This is a genomic window from Nocardia sp. CA-084685 (genome assembly GCF_050955785.1).
GTDB lineage: Bacteria > Actinomycetota > Actinomycetes > Mycobacteriales > Mycobacteriaceae > Nocardia.
Genome location: NZ_CP192094.1, coordinates 8,329,431 through 8,348,872, shown reverse-complemented (window position 1 = coordinate 8,348,872; position 19,442 = coordinate 8,329,431). Strand labels below are relative to the sequence as shown.

Annotated in this window: 20 protein-coding genes and 1 tRNA gene; 13 read left to right on the top strand and 8 right to left on the bottom strand. The window is 65.0% G+C overall.

Going from position 1 to position 19,442, the window contains the following annotated elements:
* The first annotated feature begins 9 nt into the window (after nt 1-9).
* The 3 genes from ACQP2U_RS36785 (at nt 10) to ACQP2U_RS36775 (ending at nt 2,211) form a co-directional block, all read left to right on the top strand.
* Entirely contained in the window at nt 10-660 is a 651-nt protein-coding gene (locus tag ACQP2U_RS36785) for a GNAT family N-acetyltransferase (RefSeq protein WP_433711757.1), read from the top strand.
* A gap of 326 nt (nt 661-986) precedes the next feature.
* Entirely contained in the window at nt 987-2,048 is a 1,062-nt protein-coding gene (gene sepX / locus ACQP2U_RS36780; protein WP_433711756.1) for a divisome protein SepX/GlpR, read from the top strand.
* An 87-nt stretch (nt 2,049-2,135) separates the two neighbouring features.
* Nucleotides 2,136-2,211, top strand: a tRNA-Ala gene (locus ACQP2U_RS36775).
* Nucleotides 2,212-2,362: 151 nt separating this feature from the next.
* On the opposite strand, the gene ACQP2U_RS36770 is transcribed toward ACQP2U_RS36775, so the two are convergent.
* The 3 genes from ACQP2U_RS36770 to ACQP2U_RS36760 form a co-directional block, all read right to left on the bottom strand.
* Nucleotides 2,363-2,740, bottom strand: coding sequence for a hypothetical protein (locus ACQP2U_RS36770; RefSeq protein WP_433711755.1), 378 nt, complete (start codon nt 2,738-2,740; stop codon nt 2,363-2,365).
* A 44-nt stretch (nt 2,741-2,784) separates the two neighbouring features.
* Entirely contained in the window at nt 2,785-3,729 is a 945-nt protein-coding gene (locus ACQP2U_RS36765; RefSeq protein WP_433711754.1) for an NAD-dependent epimerase/dehydratase family protein, read from the bottom strand.
* 61 nt (nt 3,730-3,790) lie between these two features.
* Nucleotides 3,791-4,432: a TetR/AcrR family transcriptional regulator gene (locus ACQP2U_RS36760; RefSeq protein ID WP_433711753.1), complete on the bottom strand. Its 642-nt coding sequence runs from the start codon at nt 4,430-4,432 to the stop codon at nt 3,791-3,793.
* 69 nt (nt 4,433-4,501) lie between these two features.
* On the opposite strand from ACQP2U_RS36760, the gene ACQP2U_RS36755 reads away from it, so the two are divergent.
* Complete coding sequence (locus tag ACQP2U_RS36755) at nt 4,502-5,152, top strand: 2-oxoglutarate/malate transporter (RefSeq protein WP_433711752.1); 651 nt, start codon at nt 4,502-4,504, stop codon at nt 5,150-5,152.
* A gap of 199 nt (nt 5,153-5,351) precedes the next feature.
* On the opposite strand, the gene ACQP2U_RS36750 is transcribed toward ACQP2U_RS36755, so the two are convergent.
* Nucleotides 5,352-5,975, bottom strand: a complete 624-nt coding sequence (locus tag ACQP2U_RS36750) for an antibiotic biosynthesis monooxygenase (protein WP_397037240.1) — start codon at nt 5,973-5,975, stop codon at nt 5,352-5,354.
* Between the two features lie 116 nt (nt 5,976-6,091).
* Between ACQP2U_RS36750 and ACQP2U_RS36745 the strand changes: the two genes are divergently transcribed.
* Entirely contained in the window at nt 6,092-6,535 is a 444-nt protein-coding gene (locus ACQP2U_RS36745; RefSeq protein ID WP_433711750.1) for a hypothetical protein, read from the top strand.
* A gap of 103 nt (nt 6,536-6,638) precedes the next feature.
* Here the strand turns inward: ACQP2U_RS36745 and ACQP2U_RS36740 are convergent, their stop codons facing one another.
* Both ACQP2U_RS36740 and ACQP2U_RS36735 read right to left on the bottom strand, forming a co-directional pair.
* A complete protein-coding gene (locus ACQP2U_RS36740) occupies nt 6,639-7,442 on the bottom strand; it encodes an SDR family oxidoreductase (protein WP_433711747.1) in 804 nt (267 codons plus the stop codon).
* A gap of 80 nt (nt 7,443-7,522) precedes the next feature.
* Nucleotides 7,523-8,410, bottom strand: a complete 888-nt coding sequence (locus ACQP2U_RS36735) for an alpha/beta fold hydrolase (RefSeq protein WP_433711746.1) — start codon at nt 8,408-8,410, stop codon at nt 7,523-7,525.
* Nucleotides 8,411-8,802: 392 nt separating this feature from the next.
* On the opposite strand from ACQP2U_RS36735, the gene ACQP2U_RS36730 reads away from it, so the two are divergent.
* Both ACQP2U_RS36730 and ACQP2U_RS36725 read left to right on the top strand, forming a co-directional pair.
* Complete coding sequence (locus tag ACQP2U_RS36730) at nt 8,803-9,309, top strand: DoxX family protein (RefSeq protein ID WP_433711745.1); 507 nt, start codon at nt 8,803-8,805, stop codon at nt 9,307-9,309.
* A 32-nt stretch (nt 9,310-9,341) separates the two neighbouring features.
* Nucleotides 9,342-10,190 (top strand): GNAT family N-acetyltransferase, encoded by an 849-nt coding sequence (locus tag ACQP2U_RS36725; protein ID WP_433711743.1) that lies wholly within the window; start codon nt 9,342-9,344, stop codon nt 10,188-10,190.
* Here ACQP2U_RS36725 and ACQP2U_RS36720 read toward each other — a convergent pair.
* On the bottom strand, nt 10,187-11,437 hold the full coding sequence (locus tag ACQP2U_RS36720; protein WP_433711741.1) for a KasA/KasB family beta-ketoacyl-ACP synthase: 1,251 nt from the start codon (nt 11,435-11,437) through the stop codon (nt 10,187-10,189). The genes ACQP2U_RS36725 and ACQP2U_RS36720 overlap by 4 nt on opposite strands.
* 452 nt (nt 11,438-11,889) lie before the next feature.
* On the opposite strand from ACQP2U_RS36720, the gene ACQP2U_RS36715 reads away from it, so the two are divergent.
* The gene (locus tag ACQP2U_RS36715) at nt 11,890-12,510 is read left to right on the top strand and encodes a hypothetical protein (RefSeq protein ID WP_433711739.1); all 621 of its coding nucleotides are present in this window, start codon (nt 11,890-11,892) and stop codon (nt 12,508-12,510) included.
* An 8-nt stretch (nt 12,511-12,518) separates the two neighbouring features.
* On the opposite strand, the gene ACQP2U_RS36710 is transcribed toward ACQP2U_RS36715, so the two are convergent.
* Nucleotides 12,519-13,268, bottom strand: a complete 750-nt coding sequence (locus ACQP2U_RS36710) for a uracil-DNA glycosylase (RefSeq protein WP_433711738.1) — start codon at nt 13,266-13,268, stop codon at nt 12,519-12,521.
* Nucleotides 13,269-13,438: 170 nt separating this feature from the next.
* Between ACQP2U_RS36710 and ACQP2U_RS36705 the strand changes: the two genes are divergently transcribed.
* The 5 genes from ACQP2U_RS36705 to ACQP2U_RS36685 all read left to right on the top strand — a co-directional run bounded on the left by ACQP2U_RS36705 (nt 13,439) and on the right by ACQP2U_RS36685 (nt 19,363).
* On the top strand, nt 13,439-13,882 hold the full coding sequence (locus tag ACQP2U_RS36705; RefSeq protein ID WP_062986487.1) for a GyrI-like domain-containing protein: 444 nt from the start codon (nt 13,439-13,441) through the stop codon (nt 13,880-13,882).
* Complete coding sequence (locus ACQP2U_RS36700; protein ID WP_364341071.1) at nt 13,879-14,313, top strand: effector binding domain-containing protein; 435 nt, start codon at nt 13,879-13,881, stop codon at nt 14,311-14,313. The genes ACQP2U_RS36705 and ACQP2U_RS36700 overlap by 4 nt, the downstream gene beginning before the upstream one ends.
* 256 nt (nt 14,314-14,569) lie before the next feature.
* A complete protein-coding gene (locus ACQP2U_RS36695) occupies nt 14,570-15,334 on the top strand; it encodes a hypothetical protein (protein ID WP_433711737.1) in 765 nt (254 codons plus the stop codon).
* Entirely contained in the window at nt 15,331-17,478 is a 2,148-nt protein-coding gene (locus ACQP2U_RS36690; protein ID WP_433711736.1) for an Rv1355c family protein, read from the top strand. The genes ACQP2U_RS36695 and ACQP2U_RS36690 overlap by 4 nt, the downstream gene beginning before the upstream one ends.
* Nucleotides 17,479-17,491: 13 nt before the next feature.
* The gene (locus ACQP2U_RS36685; RefSeq protein WP_433711735.1) at nt 17,492-19,363 is read left to right on the top strand and encodes a putative bifunctional diguanylate cyclase/phosphodiesterase; all 1,872 of its coding nucleotides are present in this window, start codon (nt 17,492-17,494) and stop codon (nt 19,361-19,363) included.
* The last annotated feature ends 79 nt before the right edge of the window (nt 19,364-19,442 follow it).

Below are 19,442 nucleotides of genomic sequence, written 5' to 3'. Positions count from 1 at the left end.
GTGGAGACGATGAATGTGTTCCGGGCCACCCAGCATCCCGGTTGGCCCGCGCATCTTGGACCGGTGCGTGTCGCGGCCGGGGAGGTGACATTGCGTCCGGTGCGGTTGCGCGATGCGGCGGCATGGAGCCGGATCCGGTTGCGCGACAGGGCGCATCTGGAGCCATGGGAGCCGACCGGGCGCGGTGCGTGGGAGGCGCGCAACCACACGTCGAACTGGCCGTCACTGTGGTCGAGTCTGAAGTCCGAGGCCAGGCGCGGGGCGATGATTCCGCTCGTGATCGAGGTCGACGGCGCGTTCAGCGGGCAGCTGACCATCGGCAATATCGTGCGCGGCGCACTGCGTTCGGCGTGGATCGGCTATTGGGTGGCCAAGGATTCCGGTGGGAAGGGTGTGGCGACGGCCGCGTTGGCGCTCGGGCTGGACCACTGCTTCGGGCCGGTCGGATTACATCGGGTCGAGGCGACCGTGCGGCCGGAAAACCTGGCCAGTCAAGCGGTTCTGCGCAATGTGGGGTTTCGCGAGGAGGGGCTGCTGAAGCGGTACCTGGATGTGGACGGGGCCTGGCGTGATCACCTGCTGGTCGGCATCACCGTCGAGGAGCTGGCGGGGACCGTCATCGATCGACTTGTCCGCGATGGGCGGGTCACGCTGCCCTGAACTACCTGTGCGTCCGTGCTGTTTTAGACGCGCCCGGCTGTTTTCGACGCGCGGCGCAAATGGTGGAACTGTGACAGGTGTGGCGTATGTGCACGGCGCGCCTGACCGAACTTGGTGCGACACGGAATTAACCTACGGACGTCGGAGGTGCGTCGCGCGCCCCCGGCATCCAGCCTGTGAGGCAGTGCCGAATACACCTCACGGCGGCCGGGCGTCCGTCCGTCCGAGGCGTTTTGCGGCGAGCGAACGCACCGCGACGGGGCGCGGTGCGACCCGGTCGAAAGGCCGAGCGGACGATGCGGTGGGGACGGAGGTGCAGAGGCGGGATGCCGAATTCGATCCTGTGGATTGGCCTGGTCGTGCTCTGGGTCTTCGTGCTGTTCCCAATCCTCGCCGACCGGCACCCCAGGATCAGGCAGACGACCGACGCGGCGTTGGCGACCCGCGTATTGCACCGCGGAGGTTCCAAGCGGCGCACGAAGAGTGGCCCGGCCGCCGGACACGACAGTGATCCGGATTACCGGCCGACCCGAGTGCACAGAAAGCTTTCCCACAGCGATGATGCGGAGGACCGGATGGCCCCACCGGCCGACGAGCAGGTCACCGAGGACGACAATCCCGCGGACACCCCGCCCGAAGCCGAGTCGGCGATATCCGATGCCGAAAACGATGAATTCGACAGTGCGGAGGGCGAATTCGACGACGGTGCCGAAGAACTCGATTCCGCCGATTCCGATGATGCCGAAATCGCAACGGCCCGAACGGCTGCGAAGCAACGGGTGAGCGCCGATGATGACCGGGTGGCTTTAGAGCACACCGAATCGACCGGCGCCCGAATCCCCCCGGCCCGGACGGCGGCGCCCACTGGATTCGACGAATCCGGCTCCGACGATTCGGATTTCGTGCCGACCCGGCGCGGCCGCGGCGGCTTCGACCCGGAAGCCGACGCCATCGCGCGCGCGGCCCGCTACACCTTCCGTCAGCGCGCAGTGCTCGGCCTCGTCTTGGCTGCCCTCGCCTGCGGCGGACTCTCGGTGGCGCTGAGCCCGATGTTCTGGTGGGGCTGCGGCGGCTCCGCACTCGTTCTGGTGAGCTACCTGGCGTACCTACGCAAGCAGGTCCGCATGGAGGAGGAAATCCGCCGCCGTCGTCTCGCCCGCCTCGCCCGCAGTCGCGGCGAGCACATCGAGGCCGAACGCGAGGCCGAGCAGCGCGCCCAACAGCGCGTCATGGACCGCGACACCGCCCGCGCCCTGCGCCGCCGCTCCGTCCTCATCGAGGTGGACGACGAAGACCCCATGTTCGAACATCTCGAAACCTTCGACCCCGCCACCGCTCGCGCCCTGCGTCGCAGCACCGGCGACATTCGCCGCGCCGCCGGAGCTTGACATGTATTTTCCCAGATCAACGGCACGATTCGGAGTCTGCCCACCCCGCCTGATACAGTGTCACAGCGCGGTTCCCCGGAGCCGCACGGGGCTATAGCGCAGTTGGTAGCGCGTCTCGTTCGCATCGAGAAGGTCAGGGGTTCGATTCCCCTTAGCTCCACCAAAAGCCCGGCTCAGGCCGGGTTTTCTGCTTTCCGGTCACGCTTCGTGGCGGCCAAGTGACCCGTATTCGGCATACCGAAGCCGGAGCGGATCTGTGATCCGCCCGACCCCGTGTCGATCACCTCGATTCGATTCGTCCTGCGGATTCTCGATCAGATCGGGAAGAACAGGCCGATAGTGGCACCGATGGCAGCGCCGATCGCGCAACCGATAACGGCACCGACCAGGAAGAACCAGATGCCGATCAGAACGCCGACCGCGCAGCCGACCGACGCGCCCACGAACACCCCTACCAGCAGGGCGTTATGTAGCAGGCCCTCAACCTCGGGCGGGGTGTTGACCGCAGCGGGCGATGGCACGCCAGCTGCCGGCGTGAGCGTCAGCGTCCTCGCGGTGCTGCCGAGTGCAGGCGTGAGGGAGAAGTTCTGGCCGGTCTCCATACGCAGTGTCGTCGGGATTGTCTCGACGATGGCACCGTTGTCGGCGATGACGTTGATCGCATCCCCCGGGCGGGCGACGTTGACCGCCAACTATGATCTTCTCCCTCGACTCGATCGATGTCGATAGGTATCCGCTATGAGGATGCGGTAGTTCGCCATGCCTCACGGGCGCTGGGGTGTCTTGGGGTCCAGTCCGTGGTGGTGCGAAAGCGGTTGTTGCTCACTCGAAGTGAGCGGGTAAGTGAGGTGAGTCGGTGGCCGCCGAGAAGGGCGGCGCGGCCGGGAACGCGTAGCCAGGATCGTTTGCCTACAGCAGCGGCCAAGGCGGTGGCGTAGTCGCGTTTGGTGAGTGGTTCGTCGTCGACGATGTTGTAGGTGCCAGCTGCGGCGGTGAGTGCGGCTACGACCGCCGCGGCCGCGTCGGCGAGGTGGATCGTGGAGATGTAGCCGTCGGCGTCGCCGAGTACCGGTGTGATGTGATGGCGAGCGGCGCTGAGCATTTCTTCGCTGTGTGCAGCGCCGGTGCCGCAGAAGACGCCGAAGCGCAACACGATTCCGGTTCCGCCCGCAGCCGTGATGCGGTGGGCGTTGTCCTCGGCGACGAGGCTGCAGACGGCGCGGGGGTAGCGGTCGGCGGGGACGTCCTCGGTGATCCAGTCGGCGCCCATGTCGGGATAGATCATCGCGACCGATTCCTGGATGAATATGCCGACACCGGCAGCCAATGCGGCGTCGACGAGAGTTGTCGATCCGTCGATGCGGACGTGTTCGTTTCTGCGCCAAGCACGATCGGACATGAACTGCCGGGTGGATGGGAGAGCGCTGGCCATGTTGACGACAGCATCGTGACCGGCGAGGGTGGCGGTGAGTTCATCTTTGTCGAACAGCGCCGCAGTGGTGGGTGTTGCGCCTTGGGTTCGCACTGCTTCCGCTTTTTCCGCGGTGCGCACCAATGCTGTTACCGCGTGGCCGGAGCGGACCAGCGCGGGGACGAGGTAGCGGCCGATCGCGCCGGTAGATCCAGTGACGAAGACCTTCATGGGCTGGTTCGATTGAACGTCAGCGGCCGAATTATGCATCGTTGCTCCTGTTCCGGTATGCGCGTGGTAGCGGAAACACCGACATCGACGAAACGGCGACTCATCGGCGGGATTCGGGGTCGAACAGTTCGCGATCGAGTGCCCCGGTCCACCAGTCCGCGACCCGCTGCGGTGACCAGCCGCGTTCCACGATCAGCGTGGTGTAGACGTCGATATTGCACAGCGCGGCATAGATATCGACGGCCGTGGCCATGTCCAGTCCGTCCCGCAGGGTGTACTCGGGCCAGGAGGAGAAGACCTGGACCCGAGTCCGATCCGCGAGCTGGCGACCGTGCTCGTAGGCTGCGGCCAGGTCGGGCTCGAGCCGACCCGCCTCGCGCAGCAGGGCGATGAGATCCCCGGCGCGTTCGAACAACCGCCGGTCGTAGCCGACCATCGCGGCGAGCTGGCGCCGGGGATCTGCTGTCGACTCCAGTTCGGCGATCATGCGGGCGGGATCGGCGGACAGATCTGCGGCATCCACCAGCGCGCGTACCAATCCCGCCTTGTTCGTATACGCCGCGTACACGGTGGGCGCAGAAACGCCTGCCTCGCGCGCCACGTCACGCACCGTTGTCGCGACCCAGCCGCGGGCGAGGAACAATCGGCGCGCGGCCTCGGCGATCTCGGCATGGGTCTGCTTGGCCTGAGTCATCCGGCGCAGTGATTCGTAGCGGCGCCGTCCGGTCTGTGATTCCACCATTGCCCCAATAAGGCTACCAAACCTATATTCAATAGAGCTTGTGTAAAGCCAATTTGGGGAGGTCGTTTCATGGAGTTCACTGTGTGGGCGGGCCTGGCCGGGTTCGGATTCGTGCTGCTCGCGGTCGGGATCAACGTCGTCTACATGCGCGGCCGTTTGCCACTTCCGGTGTCGTCCGACGGGTTCGACGCTGTGTCGGAATCCTTCGCCGCTGTGGGCGAGGCGCTGAAGCGGCCGTCGGTCGCGGCGCCGGCTGGGTGGGTGTGTGCCACGGTGTTCGCTGCCGGAATGCTCTCGGTGCTGTGGGACGGTGGGTCGGGCACGCAGGCCTGGGCGTTGGTCGGGTTCGCCGGAGTGCTCATGCAGAACGTCACATTCACGGTCGTGGAGGCCTTGCGGTTCGGCATGGCGGAGGCGGCCACCCGCAACCGCGACGCACTGGCGGGACTGTGGAGTCTGAGCAATGTGCTGTTCGGCTTCAACCAGGTCTTCCTCGCGCTGGCGCTGCTCGGCTTCAGTGCCGCCGGAGCGAGCGCCGACTTCCTCCCCGCGTGGCATGTGATCCTCGGGTACCTGAGCGCCGCACTGCTTTTCACTTCATCCTCGATCAGCCCCTACAACGCCACCGGCGCCAACAGGGCCGCCCCGCTCGGCCTCGTCGGCTGGCTGGGCTGGGTCGCTTGGATCATCGCCTGCGGCATCACTCTCCTCCGCCATTAGGCGGTGGGATCAGGCCCATCGGTGGATGTGTCCGAGGTGGCTCGGCCGAGCCAGCGCAGCCGTCTCGGCAGGGATCCGCATATGTCAGGGGAGTCAGGCGTCCTAGGGAAATCGGTCCGACGTCGGTCGATGTGGCGGACGAGGCATGACGCCGACGGCTCCCGACCGATCAACCGATCGGGAGTCGCAGGCGTGCGGTTTACACCAATTCGGGGACGCGGAGGTGGGCGATGGCCAGCTCGCATTCGCACATGTCGACGACCTGCATACCGGCTTGGCGGGTGATTCGCTCGCGCAGGGCGGTGGCGTCTTCGCGGTTGCGCTCCATGGCGTCGGCGGTGTCGAAGGTGACGCAGGAGACGCCACGGCCGGATGCGCGGTCTACCAGCAGGCTCGCGCTGCAGAACCCCTCGAGGGATTCCATGCCGGCTACGGCTTGGGATTTGTAGGTCTCGATCGCAGCGTCCTGTCGATCCGGGTTCGTCTTGACCCAGACAACGCGGGCGCAAGCGCCCTGCTGTGCGCGGTGGTCACGATGGAGGGCAGCGATTTCCCATTGCTCGATTTGGGTGCCGCCGCCGCCGAACGCCGCGGCCGCGCGATCTCGAATGGGGCGGACCCGATCGGTGCTGTCGTTCATCGCGTCCTCGGTTTCCCATGAGGTAGTGACGATGCACCGGCCGGACTGGCGATCGACCAGCAACGATAGTCCGACACAGCCGGGTATGTCTTCTACAGCCGGCATTACCTCGTCACGTACGTGCGCAATCCCGGCATCGATAGCAGAGGGTTGCGCCTGAATAGTCGTAGAACGTGCGTACACGAGCGACTCCCTCGGTGTTCGTGGCAGCACCCCGGTGGCGCCACCGACATGTTCACACTGCCCCGCTGCGGCGCTCATGGCAATAGGTTCAGCACACTCTGTGCAACACCCTGTTCATGGCCGAACACCGCCGCTGTCGCCGCCAGGTTTGGGACACGGGATACGGGGTACTTCCGGCGCTGAACGAATTCCAGGCAATCGGCGGCCAGGGCGGTCAGGGGACCTGTCCGGCAAGAGGAATCATTATGTGGGACAAGCGGTTCGGCCATACCACGCATCGACAGCCCGATACCGGCGAATTGGACAGCAGTACAGTCGCTTTCGCGGAGATCGCGGATAACCTGGTGCGAAATCTGCTCGATACCGGTCTCCAACTCAACAAGATCGGCATCGAATTCGACCGGGAACCAGGCGCATCCGGGCAGGCGGATCGGACGCGAGATGCGATAAGCGATATCATCGACGACCTCGACCGCATCATTCGCGATGCGGGTCTGGCGGTCATGGCTGTGACTTCGGCGCTGCCGAGGGCAGAGCCGGGCGCGTCACGGCGCAGATGATCAAGGCAACGACACCAGCCGCAAACCGGATCCCATGCCGACCTCGGTCGGACCGATACGCTCGACCGTCCGCTACGGTGTCGCGGACCCTAGCCGCGGATGATCACCGAGACAGTCCGTAGGCCCTGGCGATGACCTTCTCCATGACCGTACGCGGCGACAGGCGACGCAGCGCGAACATGGCAGGTGCGTTGCTGCCGACCGCATACAGCGGCCGCGGCCGCCGCGCCTCGACGGCCGTGACGATGCTGTCGGCAACCCGTTGTGGCGTAATGCCTTTGGCTTGCTGCTGATCGAGTTCGGTCATGAAGCGGGTGAAATCGGCAGTGTGCGGGGAGTTCTCGTCGATGTACTTGGTGCGCCGCTCACGCAGGCCGGTATCGATCTGGCCGGGTTCGACGGTGGTGATCCACACGCCGAACGGCGACTCCTCGAATCGAGCCGCTGTGGCGAACCCCCGCACGGCCGCCTTGGTTGCCACATAAGAGGACCGGTACGGCATCGGGAAGCTGGCCAGCATGGACCCGACCATGACCACCCGCCCATAGCCACGGCTGCGCATTCCGGGGAGCACCGCCTGGGTCAGTGTGACCGGTCCGAGCACATTCAGCTGGAATAGTCGCTCGACCGCGGCGGTCGGCAATTCGGCCAGCGGACACGCCTGGCTCTCGCCAGCATTGTTGATCAGCACGTCGACACCGTCGAGCCCGTCGACGAATACGCGGATCGACTCGGCATCGGTCAAATCGAGCGCGCGGTACTCGACATCGGCCACTCGGTCGGCGGGCGGGATCGACTCCGGATTCCGGCTGGTCCCGATCACTTGGAAGCCGCGCGTGACCAGGGCTGCGGCCGTTGCCTTTCCGATACCGGACGACGCACCGGTCACGACTGCCGATCGGCTCATAATTCTCCTCGGTCTTTCGCGCCAAGCATGGGATTCCTCGGCGGCCAACGGTATGGGCGCGAAAGCCCGAGTGACAAGGGCTACTTCGTGTCCGCGGCCAGTTCGATCAGACGGGCGCGGACGAGTTCGGGGCGCTCATCGGCGACGAAATGTCCACAGCCGGTCACCGGTTCGAAGGTGTAATCGTCGGCGCGGGCGGTTTCGGCGGCGGCCAGGGAGCGGTGAACGGCGGGGTCGTCGACTCCGAAGAGGGCGCGGATCGGGATGGTGGCGCGGCGGCGTTCGGGATGACGTGCGGTTTCCGGAATTTCGCGCAGCCAGAAGGTGCGGTAGGTGTCGGTGGCGGCGCGGGCGCAGACCGGATCGCGGAAGCGGTCGGCGAATATGCGGATCACCTCGGGGCTGACCTTGCTGCGGTCGGTGATCGCCCCTCCGATGAGCCATTCGAGGAATCGGGTGCGCTGTTGGAGCGGTACGCCCACGGTGGCGACCAGCGGCTGGTAGGTGAGCAAGCGCCACATTTGTCGCATGACCGTCGTCGGCGGTACCCAGGGATGGGCCATATTCAGCACCAGATAGCCGTCGAAGCGGTCGGGTTCACGCAGCACCATGCGGTAGCCGATGTAACCGCCCCAGTCGTGGCCGACGAGTAGTACCCGTCCCAGGTCGAGCGCATCGATGAGGGCGAACACATCGGAGGCGACGTCCTCCTTCGACCATCGATGTGGCGGTGGTCCCGACCAGCCGTAGCCAGGCAGGTCGGGGGCGATGATCCGGAGTCCTTCGGGCGGGTCGGCGAGCAGATCGCGATAGGCGTAGTGGTGCTGTGGCCAGCCGTGCAGCAGCACGACTGGACGGCCGTCCTGCGGTCCGGATTCGGTCACGTGGAACTTGACATCGCGTGCTGTCACGAACGATCGGCGCACACCGGGGATGACTGGCGGTTCGGTACCGTCGGTAACAGGCATAACAGCCACGATAGTTCGCCGAGCGTGCGCCGAACCACCTTCCGCGGTCGGATTCGCACCACCACCCATGGTCGGATCAGGAGATGGCCAGCCGTCGCTGGCTCGCCGCTGCCGATACGGCAGCCGCGTCTGGCGTCGCCAGCGAAGCCGAAATCCGAGCTGGGCACTAGCGCATGAACTCACCGTTGCCGCTACCCACCACTAGGCGGATGTCCTCGGCCGCAGTGGTCATTCGGCGATCTGGGGTCGATCCATCGGCGCGACTGGCGAGAAGGCCGCCCGGCACGCCGACTGCTGGGTCCTCATCGCTCAGGACGGTCGCGAGTGAATCGAACACTGCGGGCGGGCAAGGCATTACAATGGCTGGTCACGGTGAGCGGGAGGCATAGCGCATGTCCCAGTTCAGAACCTGGTCGACTCGGCTGACCACAACCAACGCACCCGCGTCGACTGTCCTCATCCGCCTGTTCGTCGGCGTGGTGTTCTTATCCGAAGGCATCCAGAAGTTCGTTTATCCCGACGCACTCGGCACCGGCCGGTTCGAGAAGGTCGGTATCCCGGCTGCCGGCTTCGTCGCACCGCTCGACGGTGTCTTCGAAACCGCCTGCGGAGTCCTGATCCTGTTCGGACTGCTGACGCGGGCCGCGGCAGTTCCGATGATCGTCGACATGATCGGCGCGCTGCTCATCACCAAATTGCCCCTGCTGTGGGGCGATGCGGCATTGTTCCCGGGTAAATCCGGATGGTGGGCCTTGCTGCACGAGTCCCGGACCGATCTCGCGCAACTGTGCGGGAGCGCATTCCTGCTCATTGTCGGCGCGGGAACCTGGTCGGTGGACGCCGAGTTCGTTCGTGCCACCTCCGAGACGCCGAACCCGCTCGGCGCTAAAATCAGATGAATCCGTCGCTACCGACAAGGTAGTAATTCCCCATGCCAACCGAACTCGTCTCCGGTTTATTCGCCGGACAGGACCTCGCAGCGCGGGTCGAGCATGCCGAACGCACCCTGATAGAAGAGGGCGCTCGTGCGGCGGCCCGCCGGGACCCGCAGCAGCGAGTGCTGGTGCGCCCCATCGGCGGCGGTCTCGCGGTGTGGGCGGGCCCGGGTTCACCGCTGGACAAGGTGGTCGGCGTCGGAATGAACGGCGCTGCCTTCGATGACGCCGAGCTGGACGCGGTCGAACAAGCCTTCGCCGAGCGGGAAGCGCCGGTCCAGATCGAAGTCAGCACGCTGGCCGATCCCGCCGTTGTCGAACGCCTGACGCGCCGCGGCTATGTGCTGTTCGGGTTCGAGAATGTGCTGGGCTTGCGACTCGAGCCGGGGCGACGGGCACGACCGGCCGAGGGCATCGAGATCCGCGACGTCGGGCACGAATTCGAGACCTGGGTGAATGTCGTCGTGGACGGCTTCGCCACTCCGGACACCCAGGGCGTTGCCTCGCACGAGGAATTCCCGCGCGAGGCCATCGAACAAGCCGAACGAGACCTCACCGCGACGAACGGTTTCGTCGGCTCGCTGGCCATGATCGACGGTAAGCCCGTTGGTGGCGCCAGCCTGCGCCTCAGCGATGGCATTGCCCAATTATGTGGTGCGGCGACCCTTCCCGAATTCCGCCGCCGCGGCGTGCAGGGTGCACTGCTGTCGATGCGCCTCGCCGCCGCGGCGGCCGCGGGTTGTGACCTCGCGGTGGTTACGACCCTTCCGGGTTCGAAGTCACAGCAGAACGTCCAGAAGCTCGGCTTCCAACTGCTCTACCCGCGTGCCATCCTCGTCCGCTAGTACCGGCCGAAGGCGAGCGCGACGTTGTGCCCACCGAACCCGAACGAGTTGTTGATCGCGTACTCGATCTCCTGATTGCGCGCCTCGCCGTGCACCACATCCAGATCGACCTCGGGATCCTGGTTGTCGAGGTTGAGGGTCGGCGGGACGATGCCGTCGCGGATGCTGAGCACGGTCAGAATAGATTCCAGTGCGCCCACCGCACCGATCGAATGTCCCAACGCGGACTTCGGCGCGTAGACCGAGGCGTGGTTACCGACGGCCTTGTTGATCGCGTTCGCCTCGGCGGTATCGCCGATCGGTGTCGCGGTCGCGTGCGCGTTGATGTGGGTGATGTCCTTCGGGGTCAGACCTGCGATCTGCATGGCCCGGGTCATCGCGCGTGCCGCGCCGTCGCCATCGGGCGCGGGAGCGACCAAATGGTAACCGTCGGAAGTGATGCCGCCGCCGAGCAGGCGCGCATGGATGGTCGCGCCGCGGGCCTTGGCATGCTCCTCGGTCTCGAGGACCATCAGCGCACCGGCTTCGCCGAAGACGAAACCGTCGCGATCGGAGTCGAACGGACGTGAGGCGCCCTTCGGATCGTCGTTGCGGGTGCTCATCGCGCGCATCATGGTAAAGGCCGCGATCGGGAGAACATCGATGTATCCCTCGACGCCGCCGGTGACGACCATATCGGCGTCACCCATCGCAATCATGCGCCAAGCGTTGACAATTGCCTCGGACCCGGACGAGCACGCCGAGACCGGCGTGATCACACCTGCCTTCGCCTTCAATTCCAGGCCGACGACCGCTGACGGGCCATTCGGCATGATCATCTGCACGGCCAGCGGCGAAATCTTGCGATAGCCACCGCTTTTCAGCTTGTTGTTCGCATCGGTGATGGCATCGGCGCCGCCGATACCGGTGCCGATCGCCACACCCAGCCGTTCGGGATCCACCTCCGGACTGCCCGCATTGCGCCACACCTCACGTCCGAGGACCGTCGCGAGCTGTTCGACATAGGCCATCCGACGCTGTTCGACCCGGGTCAGCAGGGTTTCCGGGCGAACCTTCAGCTGACCGCCGATGCGGACGGGCAGGTCGTACTCCTCGACGAAGGGATCCTCCAGCACGTCGATTCCGCTCTCGCCGTTGAGCAGTCCCTTCCACGTCGCGTCGACATCACCCGCGATCGACGTGGTCGCCGCGAGACTCGTCACGACGACATTCGGGAATCGCCCGTCGGCGGTAAAGAGGTTTCGCACGAGAGTCACTCCTGGTTTGTCTTCCGATAACGCAGTTTTCGGTGTCCTGGCGAGTGCCTTATCCGAATTGGATAGGCGTTCGACGGACTGCGGCGGCCGGACATCGTTGTCGTGCGGCATCGTCGCAGGCGTTCTACTATGCCGCCGAATGCACCGAAATGCATTGCTGAGCTGGTATTTCCGCTGGACATCGTTTCCGGAAGAGCATACCGGCGCGGATTGATCATGGTATGCCCGTCATTACGAACCTTCGGCCCGGCGGTTGTGGGAAACCTCTAAAGTCGCAGGAAGCGCGCGCGGCCGCGGGCGGTGCGGACGTAGTGTGCTGGTCTATTGACCGATTCTGTCGGGCCCATTCTGTCGCCTTACCGACGCATTTATGCAATCTTGTTATTGCACAACGGCATTGAAAGGGTCGCCCCAGCGGCACGGTGAAGGGGTGTGGCGAGATCATGGTGCGCGGTAGTCGCTCGACCGATCCGCTGTGGCCGGGCATGCTCCCGTCCGGATCGGTACCACGTGTCCTCCCGCCGACGCGCCCACGCCGCCGCAAGCGGCGTCCGGCGCGTAGACCCTGGCTGGTCGGCAGTGCCGCGATCTTCGGGACATTGGCGGCGGTGGCATTGGTGCTCGTGTACACGGCCGAGGCGAGCAATACTCGGCGGTCGACTGCCACGATCATCGATCCGGTGCTCGGCGGCGGATCGAATTGTGAGCCGACCCGCACCGAAGAGTTGGTGCGCGGCAACGGAACCGGCTCGACTGATTCCGGACCGGATGTGATCCTGGCCTTCCAATACGCCTATTACGTGACTCACTCGGCCTCGAACGCTCGCGCACTGACCACACCGGATGCGGTGGTGTCGTCGGTGGCGTTGATCGACGCGGGTATCAAATCGATTCCACCCGGCACCCAGCACTGCGTAATGATCACCCCGATGCTCGACGGTCGCTTCGACGTCGTCATCACCGAATTCCGACCGGATGCGACGGTGCGCACCTATCGACAGTTCGTCAGCGTCGCGCCGCGCGAGGGCATCACCGTCATTACCAAGATCACCGCGCCGTCCTGATTCTCTGCTCAGCTCCGGCGGCCGGGAAGACCCGCGGCGGTCGCCGCGGCGGCCAGCACCGCCTCCAGCATGTCGTGGGTGAGCCGACCGGTGAAAGTGTTCTGCTGGCTGACGTGATAGCAGCCGAATAACTGCAGCGGCGCCCGATCATCGACAGTCGGCGGCAGCACAACGTGAGCGCCATGCCCGAACTTGGGACGTGGACGCGGCACCGTCCAACCCGATGTGGCAAGCACCGGAAGCAGCGCCTGCCAGCCGAACGCACCGAGTACGACCACGGCCCGCAATGTCGGTGTAAGCAGATCCAATTCGGTTTTCAGCCAGTGACTGCAGCGATCCCGCTCGTCGGGCGTCGGCTTATTGTCGGGCGGCGCGCAGTGCACCGGCGCGGTGACCCGTGCGCCGATCAGCCGCAGTCCGTCGTCGCGGTGCACCGCCGTCGGTTGATTGGCCAGTCCAACGTTGTACATGGCGGCATAGAGGAAATCCCCACTGCGGTCGCCGGTGAACATCCGCCCGGTTCGATTGCCGCCGTGGGCGGCCGGGGCGAGCCCGACGACGAGCAGTCGTGCGTCATCGGGACCGTATCCGGGAACCGGCCTGCCCCAATAGGTTTCGTCACGGTAAGCGGCGCGCTTCTCCTCGGCTGCCCGTTCCCGCCAGGCGACCAGCCGCGGGCAGGCGAAGCAATCCGCGACCGTGGCATCGAGTTCGGCGATGGTCTCGCACACGATCACATGGTGCCGCAGGTCACGCATCGATCGCCATCTGTTTGCGTACAGGTCGCTCGACCAGTTCAACGAGGGGATGAGGCGTGCATAACGACCCGGACATGTGAGCCGGACCACGCGGTCGAGTTGATAGCATGGCCTTTCTGACCGACCGGATGCGGGCAACGCCCCCGGGTTCACCTCGAAAGAGTCATTCCATGCAGTTTGAAATCGTCGAGCGAGACGAAACGTGGGTTGCCGGGCTCCCGGTGCGCAGCCCGAAACGTGCGCTCGGGGAACTGCGGGACCACGACCTCGAGGCCGCATGGGCGGCGGTACTGCATCAGGAACTCGGCGGTCAGCTGGCAAGCGCCTACACCGATTACTCCGGTGAACTCGGCACCTACAACACCCAGATCGTCGGATATGAGTGCGTGTCCTTCGATGAGGTCACCCGCGGTCATCTGGTGGCGCGGCTGCCGCGCGGCACCTATGCGAGATTCTCCTCGGTCGGTAACTTCCCGCAGGTGATGACCGACCTGTGGACGCAGATCGCCTACGCCGAGGAACACAACCAGATCAAACGGACCTATACCGGCGATTTCGAGTGTTATCCGCACGCCTACAAGATCGATCTCTACCTGGCGGTCGAGGCGCGATGACATACGCGATCGTGGTGCGCCGCGAGGCCATCTACGGCGGTCTGGTGGTGCCGCGGGTACGTCCGAGCTTCAAGGTCAGCAATAGCGATCTGATCGAATTCCTCAAGGATCGGCTGCGCGACCGCGCGGGCGCCGACCAGCCGATGTATACCGTGTACGTGCCGGATCCGGCCGGAAACTACAACGCCGTCGTGTGTTTCGAGTACTCCGCTCCCGGCGCGGTTCCGGTCGGTGACGTACTGGTCAAGGTGCCCAAGGGTGTCTACGCTCGGTTCGAACCGAACGGGGATTACCACGATCCGGTCGAGGATGTGTGGGCCCAGGTCGACGATGCGACGGCGTCCGCCGAGATCACCCGTGCGTACCGGGAGGAGATCGAGATCTGGCGTGGGCCGGAGTCGGTCGAACTGTTCATCTCTATCCTGGTTTAAGTTTGCCTCCCGTTAGCTGCGTCAGTACCGACTGGTCTCCACGATCTATTCGATGGCATGTTCGAGTGTCCTGACCTGCGGTGATTTCGTTGCGGACAATCAGTTTTCGGAAGATTAACCAGATATCTGGTCAAATATTGTCGTATGACGGATACTGCCCTAGGCAAACTCACCTGACCGGCGAGTCGTCTGGCGAGTCGGTCGGGCCGGCTCGATGACCGTGCGGATGTGCGGTAGCAAACGGAGTAGGAACACCATGACTGTCGAAACAATCGCAGTCGGCTCGGGGGGAACGCGCGATGCCGAGGTGTTGCGGTTTCGCGACATGCATTCTGGATATGTCTTTCATGTCGCTACTCCGCAGGCTCATCCCGATCTGTGGCGCCGCTATCTGCGCGGTGCGCTGCAGGTTTACCGGCACTACGGCGTTGATCACGCTTTGGAATACGACAGCGTTGTCGACGGCCGTTCGACTTCGCTGTTCTTCGCCGCGGTAGATCCCTCCGGAGCGGTGGTCGCGGGATTGCGGGCACAGGGTCCCTACGGTGTAGCCGACGAAGTGCACGCACTGCGCGCCTGGGCCGGTCGACCCGGTGCCGCCGAGTTGCGCGCGACGGTTGCCGATCGGATACCGGAAGGTGTGGTCGAGGTGAAGGCGGTGTGGGTCTCCCGAGTGGCAGAGAATCGCGCCGCGCTCGCCGCCGCGGTCTCCCGCTGTGTCGTGCACGCCGCTCGACTGCTCGATGCCAGGTTCGGTTTCGTCACCACTGCCACGCGAAATATCGGTCTATACCACTCGAGCGGTGGGTATGTCGCTGATCGGATTCCGGCCGTGCCCTATCCTGACCATCGCTATCAGACCATTCCGATGTGGTGGGATACCCAGACATATCGGTCATTAGCCACAAAATTGCAGAGTTCGTTGACTGTGCTGGAGTGTGCGGCCCTCGATGCCGGGCTGTCGCCGCATGGTCGAGCGCCCTCGAGTGAATCAGGGATCGGAGGATTGGCGCAGGGATGAACGGTGACTTCACCGCGGACCACCGCCCGCTGATTCTCGATGAAAATGCCACTGCAGACGCACCGATTCTCGTGCAATTACGGAAATCACCGCAGGTCCGCATTCTCGATCTGCGTGATGTGCTGCACGCCGAAATCGCCAAGGTGCGTCGACCGCCGCCGGATCTCGGGGGGCCGGAGACGGACCGATGGGTCTATTACCCGTGGCGGCGCACGCTCGTCGGGTTGCCCGGTGAAAAGACATTTCGGGCAATTCGCTTGGACCGCAACCAGAACAAGCTCACCCGCACCGAACAGGAACGCTGTGCCGGTCTTGCGGTCGGCGTCGTCGGACAGAGCGTCGGGCATGCCGTCGCTTACGCGCTGGCCCTCGAGGGCACCTGCGGCCTACTGCGCCTAGCCGATTTCGACGATATCGAGCTGTCGAATCTGAACCGGGTCCCCGGTGGAATCTTCGATATCGGCGTGAACAAGTCCATCGTGACCGCGCGCCGGATCGCCGAACTCGATCCGTATCTACCGGTCGAGGTCGCCACCGCGGGCATCAACGAGGACACCATCGACGCATTCCTGCACGGATTGTCGTTGGTCGTGGAGGAATGCGATTCGCTCGATATCAAGTTCGCCGTCCGAGAAGGAGCACGCCGACAGCGCATTCCGCTGCTGATGGATACCAGCGATCGCGGCCTGCTCGATGTCGAGCGCTATGACCTGGAACCGGACCGTCCACCGTTCCACGGCCTGCTCGGCGCGACCCTCGGCGCGGATCTACGCGGGCTGTCCACGAAAGACAAGGCGCCGCACGTCATGCGGATTCTCGACCCGAAGGAGCTCTCGGCCCGGATGGCCGCGAGTTTGGTCGAAATCGACGAAACCGTGACGACCTGGCCGCAGCTCGGCGGTGATGTCCAACTGGGTGCGGCCATCGTGGCGGCGGCGGTGCGCCGGATCGGGCTCGGCCAGAAGTTGTCCTCGGGGCGGACCCGGTTCGATCTGGAACGCGGTCTGGACGAGTTGGCCGAACCGGAGCCGGTGTGCGAGAAAGTGTCCGACGAATTTCCGGTGCCAGAATGCGGTGTGCCGGATCCGGGCGGATCCGCAGTCGAGAAGGTGCTCCAATCAGCGCAGCGAGCGCCGTCGGGCGGCAATACCCAGCCTTGGTACCTGCGCGTCGATGGCGATGAGCTACGCATCGACCTCGTCCGAACGCGCTCGTCGGCAATGGACATCGGCTATCGCGCCAGCGCGGTATCAATCGGCGCGGCGCTGTACAACGCGCGCGCGGCGGCCGCCGCACACGGCTTACTCGGCAGGCACGAGTTCGTCGAGAACAACTCCACTCCATTTTCGGCGGTACTACATCTGGGCAACGGCACCGATTCCGCACTGGCCGCGGACTATCCGTACACGCTGACCCGTGAGACGAACCGACACCTCGGCACTGGCACGCCGCTGGCGGATCATGTCCTGCCCGCTTTGGACGCGGCCGCCATCGATGCGACGGTCCACGCCATCACCGAAACCGACGACCTGGCTGCCGCGGCCGCACTGCTCGGCGAATCCGATCGCATCCGCTATCTGACCCCGCGTCTGCATCAGGAGATGTTCGGCGAGCTGCGCTGGCCCGGCGAGGATCCGCGCACCGGGATCGATATCCGGAGTATGGAGTTGGCCGCCGACGAGCAGGCCAAGATCCGCATCGGCGAGCGCTCGGATGTGATGGATCGGTTGCGCGAATGGTCCGGCGGCGCGGCGCTCGGCGAGTACACGCGCGACCGCGTGCTGTCGAGTTCGGCGTTGCTCGCGATAACCGTTCCGCGTCGATCCGGCGCAGAGTCGGTATCACTTGCCGATTACGCCCGCGGCGGCGCGGCCGTGCAGCGGCTCTGGATCGCGGCGCAACGGCTCGGTCTTGCGGTGCAACCGGTCTCGCCTTTGTTCCTTTACGCGCGGCACCCCGACGAGCTGAAAGGGATTTCCCCGGATTTCGCGGATACACTTACCTCACTTCAGGGCCGTTTCCTGGACCTGCTGGGAGTACCTGAGCATGAGATCATGGCATTGGTGCTTCGCCTGAGCTACTCGGTAGCAGCCACGGTCCGCAGCAGGCGGCTTCCAGTGCCGGGCGCGGGCAACCGCAGCTAGCGCGATCGGAGATATGGTGCCTCGGCGAACGCTCGACTCACTGGTGACCCAGGTCGCCTCGGAGTTGATGGGCGTCGACGCCACAACGATGGTGGCGGCGAGTGAACGTGTGCTGGCCAGGCTGGTCGAGCATTTCGATGTCGATTTCAGCTACTTACGCCATACCGATAGAGAGCAGCGGGCGACTGTGCTCATCGCGGAATGGCCGCACCGCGGTGACATACCGGATCCGGACCCGCTGAAGATCGTGCATTTCGAACATGCCGATTCGGTATTCCGGGAATTGGAACACGCCACCGAGCCGATCATCGTGCGGCCGTCTCAGCAATCCGCCGACTATCAGGAGACGATCCGGCGCTCCTCGGGCATCCCACAGGTCGCGATGGCCGCGGTGCCGCTGTTGTCGCGTGGCGAGTCGACCGGCGTGCTGGGATTCATCAAACAGGGCGATCGCGACTGGAGCACCCGGGAACTGAATGTGCTCAAGGCGATCGCCGCGCTCTTCGCCCAGCTGCAGGCGCGCGTGGTTGCCGAAGAACGATTGCGATATATCGCGCTGCACGACGATTTGACCGGGCTGGCGAACCGGCGGGCGCTGCTCGAACATATGGAACAGCGACTCAAACCGGGCAGTCCCGGCCCGGTGGCCGCCTTCTTCCTCGATCTCGACCGGCTCAAAGCGCTCAACGATTTTCTCGGACATACCGCGGGGGACAATTTCATTCGCACACTCTCCTCGCGACTGCGGGAGAATCTCGATCCCAATGACATGATCGCCCGACTCGGTGGCGACGAATTCGTCATCGTTCCGGCCAAACCGATGGATGCGGTGGCCGCCGAATTGGAGGCGACGCGGATCCAGCAGCTCATCGGACGGCGGGTCACTGTCGGCGGGGAATCGGTCAGCCGTGGCGCCAGCGTCGGAGTAGCGGTGGGTATCCCCGGGGAGACCACGGTCGCGGATGTGCTGCGCCGGGCCGATCACGCGCTGCTGTCGGCGAAATCGGGCGGCGGCAATGGGGTCGCGGTCTTCACCGACGCCATGCGCGCGCAGTTCGAATTACAGGACGATGTGGAGCTGAATCTGCGCGGTGCGGTCTCCGACGGCTCGCTGCTGCTGCACTATCAGCCCGAGGTCGATCTGCGCACCGGGCGGGTGGTGGCGCTGGAGGCGCTGGTGCGCTGGTTGCACCCGACCAGGGGGCTGCTGCCGCCCGGTGCGTTCGTCACCGTCGCCGAGGCCACCAATCTCGCGGGTGAGCTGGGGCGTTGGGTGATTCGGTCGGCCTGTGCGCAGTTCGCCGAATGGCGCAGGCGGGGGCTGGCGGCGAATGTGGTGATGCGGATCAATGTTTCGCCGGTTCAATTGGTCAGCCTGGATTTCGTGGAGCGGATCGAGGATATTCTGCGGCTGTTCGGGATCGATGGCAGTTCGGTCTGCCTGGAGATCACCGAACATGTGGTCGTGCAGGATTTGGCGCGCACCCAGGTCACGCTGCGCGGACTCAAGCGAATGGGCGTGCAGATCGCTATCGATGATTTCGGCACCGGATACAGCTCGCTGTCGCATCTGAAGGCGCTTCCGGTCGATGCGGTGAAGATCGACCGCGGCTTCGTGCAGCGGCTCGGCGCGAGCACGGACGATCTGGCGATCGTGAAATCGATCATCGGGTTGGCCGGGTCGTTCGGGCTCGGTGTGGTGGGGGAGGGCGTCGAGACGCCGGTCGCCGCGCGGACCCTGGTCGGGTTGGGTTGCTATCGAGCGCAAGGGTTTCTGATCGCGCGGCCGATGCCCGCCGATGAGGTGGAGGCGCATCTGGCGGTCGGGCGCATCCCGCTGGATCTGGATCTACCTCGGGCAGGCCGCGGCACCACACGCGGGTGACCGGTATGTCCGGTCCGGGGCTGCTGATCGAAACGCTCGGTCTCGGCGTCGAGGAGCGTCGCTTGCGACCTCCCGGGTG

Excerpts from the sequence above, each read along its gene's own strand:
- ACQP2U_RS36685 (WP_433711735.1), top strand. The coding sequence starts at position 17,492 with ATGGTGCCTCGGCGAACGCTCGACTCACTGGTGACCCAGGTCGCCTCG.
- ACQP2U_RS36695 (WP_433711737.1), top strand. The coding sequence starts at position 14,570 with ATGACTGTCGAAACAATCGCAGTCGGCTCGGGGGGAACGCGCGATGCC.
- ACQP2U_RS36725 (WP_433711743.1), top strand. The coding sequence starts at position 9,342 with ATGCCAACCGAACTCGTCTCCGGTTTATTCGCCGGACAGGACCTCGCA.
- ACQP2U_RS36730 (WP_433711745.1), top strand. The coding sequence starts at position 8,803 with ATGTCCCAGTTCAGAACCTGGTCGACTCGGCTGACCACAACCAACGCA.
- ACQP2U_RS36690 (WP_433711736.1), top strand. The coding sequence starts at position 15,331 with ATGAACGGTGACTTCACCGCGGACCACCGCCCGCTGATTCTCGATGAA.
- ACQP2U_RS36705 (WP_062986487.1), top strand. The coding sequence starts at position 13,439 with ATGCAGTTTGAAATCGTCGAGCGAGACGAAACGTGGGTTGCCGGGCTC.
- ACQP2U_RS36745 (WP_433711750.1), top strand. The coding sequence starts at position 6,092 with ATGGCCGAACACCGCCGCTGTCGCCGCCAGGTTTGGGACACGGGATAC.
- ACQP2U_RS36710 (WP_433711738.1), bottom strand. The coding sequence starts at position 13,268 with ATGCGTGACCTGCGGCACCATGTGATCGTGTGCGAGACCATCGCCGAA.
- ACQP2U_RS36785 (WP_433711757.1), top strand. The coding sequence starts at position 10 with ATGAATGTGTTCCGGGCCACCCAGCATCCCGGTTGGCCCGCGCATCTT.
- ACQP2U_RS36755 (WP_433711752.1), top strand. The coding sequence starts at position 4,502 with ATGGAGTTCACTGTGTGGGCGGGCCTGGCCGGGTTCGGATTCGTGCTG.
- ACQP2U_RS36735 (WP_433711746.1), bottom strand. The coding sequence starts at position 8,410 with ATGCCTGTTACCGACGGTACCGAACCGCCAGTCATCCCCGGTGTGCGC.
- sepX (WP_433711756.1), top strand. The coding sequence starts at position 987 with ATGCCGAATTCGATCCTGTGGATTGGCCTGGTCGTGCTCTGGGTCTTC.
- ACQP2U_RS36765 (WP_433711754.1), bottom strand. The coding sequence starts at position 3,729 with ATGCATAATTCGGCCGCTGACGTTCAATCGAACCAGCCCATGAAGGTC.
- ACQP2U_RS36740 (WP_433711747.1), bottom strand. The coding sequence starts at position 7,442 with ATGAGCCGATCGGCAGTCGTGACCGGTGCGTCGTCCGGTATCGGAAAG.
- ACQP2U_RS36760 (WP_433711753.1), bottom strand. The coding sequence starts at position 4,432 with ATGGTGGAATCACAGACCGGACGGCGCCGCTACGAATCACTGCGCCGG.
- ACQP2U_RS36715 (WP_433711739.1), top strand. The coding sequence starts at position 11,890 with ATGGTGCGCGGTAGTCGCTCGACCGATCCGCTGTGGCCGGGCATGCTC.
- ACQP2U_RS36700 (WP_364341071.1), top strand. The coding sequence starts at position 13,879 with ATGACATACGCGATCGTGGTGCGCCGCGAGGCCATCTACGGCGGTCTG.